This window comes from Streptococcus oralis (assembly GCF_001578945.1).
Lineage (GTDB): Bacteria > Bacillota > Bacilli > Lactobacillales > Streptococcaceae > Streptococcus > Streptococcus oralis_Q.
In genome coordinates this window covers 21,770-25,239 of sequence record NZ_KQ969552.1, presented here as the reverse complement: position 1 = coordinate 25,239, position 3,470 = coordinate 21,770, and the positions used below count along the sequence as shown (strand labels likewise).

At 43.7% G+C, this 3,470-nt stretch carries 4 protein-coding genes; all 4 read left to right on the top strand.

Annotated elements, in window-relative coordinates; all coding sequences use genetic code 11:
- The first annotated feature begins 52 nt into the window (after positions 1 to 52).
- Positions 53 to 370, top strand: coding sequence for a DNA replication initiation control protein YabA (yabA, locus tag SORDD16_RS05500; protein WP_000358229.1), 318 nt, complete (start codon positions 53 to 55; stop codon positions 368 to 370).
- A gap of 2 nt (positions 371 to 372) precedes the next feature.
- Positions 373 to 1,251, top strand: a complete 879-nt coding sequence (gene rsmI, locus SORDD16_RS05495; RefSeq protein WP_061452666.1) for a 16S rRNA (cytidine(1402)-2'-O)-methyltransferase — start codon at positions 373 to 375, stop codon at positions 1,249 to 1,251.
- A gap of 134 nt (positions 1,252 to 1,385) precedes the next feature.
- Positions 1,386 to 2,720: a methylenetetrahydrofolate--tRNA-(uracil(54)-C(5))-methyltransferase (FADH(2)-oxidizing) TrmFO gene (gene trmFO / locus SORDD16_RS05490; RefSeq protein WP_061452665.1), complete on the top strand. Its 1,335-nt coding sequence runs from the start codon at positions 1,386 to 1,388 to the stop codon at positions 2,718 to 2,720.
- Between the two features lie 83 nt (positions 2,721 to 2,803).
- A partial coding sequence (pyrH, locus tag SORDD16_RS05485; RefSeq protein WP_061452664.1) for a UMP kinase occupies positions 2,804 to 3,470 on the top strand: 667 nt, incomplete at its 3' end.

The following is a 3,470-nucleotide window of genomic DNA, read 5'->3' as shown; positions in this document are numbered from 1 at the left end:
CTTGAAAGAAATGTAAACTCAAAGAAGGATTAAGAAAGGAAAGGGCTGGTTTATGGACAAAAAAGAATTATTTGACGCGCTAGACGATTTTTCCCAACAGTTATTGGTGACCTTGGCCGATGTGGAAGCCATCAAGAAAAATCTCAAGAGCCTGGTAGAGGAAAATACAGCTCTTCGTTTGGAAAATAGTAAGTTGCGCGAACGCTTAGGCGAGGTGGAAGCAGATACTCCCGTTAAGGCCAAGCATGTTCGTGAAAGCGTCCGTCGAATCTATAAAGACGGATTTCACGTATGTAATGATTTTTATGGACAACGCCGAGAGCAGGACGAGGAATGTATGTTCTGTGATGAGTTGTTATACAGGGAGTAAGCATGCAGATTCAAAAAAGTTTTAAGGGACAATCTCCCTATGGCAAGCTTTACCTAGTAGCAACACCGATTGGCAATCTAGACGATATGACTTTTCGTGCCATCCAGACCTTGAAAGAGGTGGATTGGATTGCAGCTGAGGACACGCGCAATACAGGGCTTTTGCTCAAGCATTTTGATATTTCAACCAAACAGATCAGTTTTCACGAGCATAATGCCAAGGAAAAAATTCCTGATTTGATTGATTTTTTGAAATCAGGACAAAGTATTGCTCAGGTATCTGATGCGGGTCTGCCTAGTATCTCGGACCCTGGTCATGATTTGGTTAAGGCAGCTATTGAGGAAGAAATTGCAGTAGTGACAGTTCCGGGTGCCTCTGCAGGGATTTCTGCTTTGATTGCCAGTGGTTTAGCTCCACAACCACATATCTTTTACGGTTTCTTGCCAAGAAAATCAGGCCAGCAAAAGCAATTTTTCGATTTAAAAAAAGATTACCCAGAAACTCAGATTTTCTATGAATCGCCCCACCGTGTAGCGGATACGTTGGGAAATATGCTAGAAGTCTACGGCGACCGCTCGGTGGTCTTGGTTAGAGAATTGACCAAAATCTATGAAGAATACCAACGAGGAAAGATTTCTGAATTGCTGGAAAGCATCGCTGAAACGCCACTCAAGGGTGAATGCCTTCTCATCGTTGAAGGTGCCAGTCAGGATGTGGAGGAAAAGGACGAGGAGGACTTGTTTTCAGAAATCCAATCTCGTATCCAGCAAGGTGTGAAGAAAAATCAGGCTATTAAGGAAGTTGCGAAACTCTACCAGTGGAATAAAAGCAAGCTCTACGCTGCCTACCACGAATGGGAAGAAAATCAAGAAAATGACTAAACAGGGAAGTTTTCCTTCTTCCCTTTTTTTGTTATACTAGTAGAAGAAAAAAATAGAAAGATTTGTGGGTGTCAAATAGTCTAGTAGCTTGTTTTTATTTGGACTTAGTTTCCACCCAAAGAGGTATTAGTGACGTGTCTCAATCTTATATCAATGTTATCGGTGCTGGTTTGGCAGGTTCTGAAGCAGCCTACCAAATCGCAGAACGTGGTATTCCAGTTAAACTTTATGAAATGCGTGGTGTAAAGCCTACACCCCAGCACAAAACAGACAATTTTGCTGAGTTAGTTTGTTCTAACTCCTTACGTGGAGATGCTTTGACCAATGCTGTCGGGCTTCTTAAGGAAGAAATGCGTCGCTTGGGTTCTGTTATCTTAGAATCTGCTGAAGCTACACGTGTTCCTGCTGGTGGAGCTCTTGCGGTGGACCGCGATGGTTTCTCTCAAATGGTGACCGAAAAAGTAGCCAATCACCCCTTGATTGAAGTGGTTCGTGATGAAATTACAGAATTGCCGATAGATGTTATTACAGTTGTCGCTACTGGTCCTTTGACCAGCGATGCCCTAGCTGAGAAAATTCATGCCCTTAATGACGGCGATGGTTTCTATTTCTACGATGCGGCAGCGCCTATTATCGACGTCAACACCATCGATATGAGCAAGGTCTATCTCAAGTCTCGTTATGACAAGGGAGAGGCGGCCTACCTCAATGCTCCAATGACCAAGCAAGAGTTTATGGATTTTCATGAAGCCTTGGTCAATGCGGAGGAAGCACCGCTGAATTCCTTTGAAAAAGAAAAGTACTTTGAAGGTTGTATGCCTATCGAAGTCATGGCCAAACGTGGCATTAAAACCATGCTTTATGGTCCTATGAAGCCAGTTGGTCTGGAGTATCCAGAGGACTACACAGGCCCTCGAGATGGAGAGTTCAAAACACCGTACGCTGTTGTTCAACTACGTCAGGATAATGCGGCTGGTAGCCTCTACAATATCGTCGGTTTTCAGACCCACCTCAAATGGGGAGAACAAAAGCGTGTTTTCCAAATGATTCCAGGTCTTGAAAATGCTGAGTTTGTCCGTTATGGGGTCATGCACCGCAATTCTTACATGGATTCACCAAATCTTCTGGAGCAGACCTACCGTTCTAAGAAACAGCCAAACCTCTTCTTTGCTGGTCAGATGACGGGTGTGGAAGGCTATGTTGAGTCAGCAGCTTCAGGATTAGTTGCAGGTATTAACGCCGCTCGGCTCTTCAAGGGAGAAAGCGAGGCTATCTTCCCAGAGACAACAGCGATTGGAAGTTTGGCTCATTACATCACCCATGCAGACAGCAAACATTTCCAACCAATGAACGTCAATTTCGGAATTATCAAGGAATTGGAAGGCGAGCGTATCCGTGATAAGAAGGCTCGTTATGAAAAAATTGCAGAACGTGCCCTTACCGACTTAGAGGAATTTTTAACGGTCTAATTTTTTTGAAAGAATTGCTTATGGTACTATAAAAATCTTAGAAATTGTGATAAAATAGGTAGGATAAAAAAAGGAGAGTAAAAATGGCGAACCCCAAGTATAAACGTATTTTAATCAAGTTATCAGGTGAAGCCCTTGCCGGTGAACGTGGCGTAGGGATTGATATCCAGACAGTTCAAACAATCGCAAAAGAGATTCAAGAAGTTCATAGCTTAGGTATCGAAATTGCCCTTGTTATTGGTGGAGGAAATCTCTGGCGTGGAGAACCTGCTGCAGAAGCAGGAATGGACCGTGTTCAGGCCGACTACACTGGAATGCTTGGGACCGTGATGAATGCTCTTGTGATGGCAGATTCATTGCAACAAGTTGGTGTCGATACTCGTGTGCAAACAGCTATTGCTATGCAACAAGTGGCAGAACCTTATGTACGTGGACGTGCTCTTCGCCACCTTGAAAAAGGCCGTATCGTTATCTTTGGTGCTGGAATTGGTTCACCATACTTCTCAACAGATACAACAGCAGCCCTTCGTGCAGCTGAAATCGAAGCAGATGCTATTCTTATGGCTAAAAATGGCGTAGACGGTGTTTACAATGCCGATCCTAAGAAAGACAAGACTGCCGTTAAGTTTGAAGAATTGACCCACCGTGACGTTATCAACAAAGATCTTCGTATCATGGACTCAACAGCTTCAACTCTCTCTATGGACAACGACATTGACTTGGTTGTCTTTAACATGAACCAACCAGGCA

Bases quoted from the DNA above. Each gene is read 5' to 3' on its own strand.
- yabA (WP_000358229.1), top strand. From the start codon at position 53: ATGGACAAAAAAGAATTATTTGACGCGCTAGACGATTTTTCCCAACAG.
- rsmI (WP_061452666.1), top strand. From the start codon at position 373: ATGCAGATTCAAAAAAGTTTTAAGGGACAATCTCCCTATGGCAAGCTT.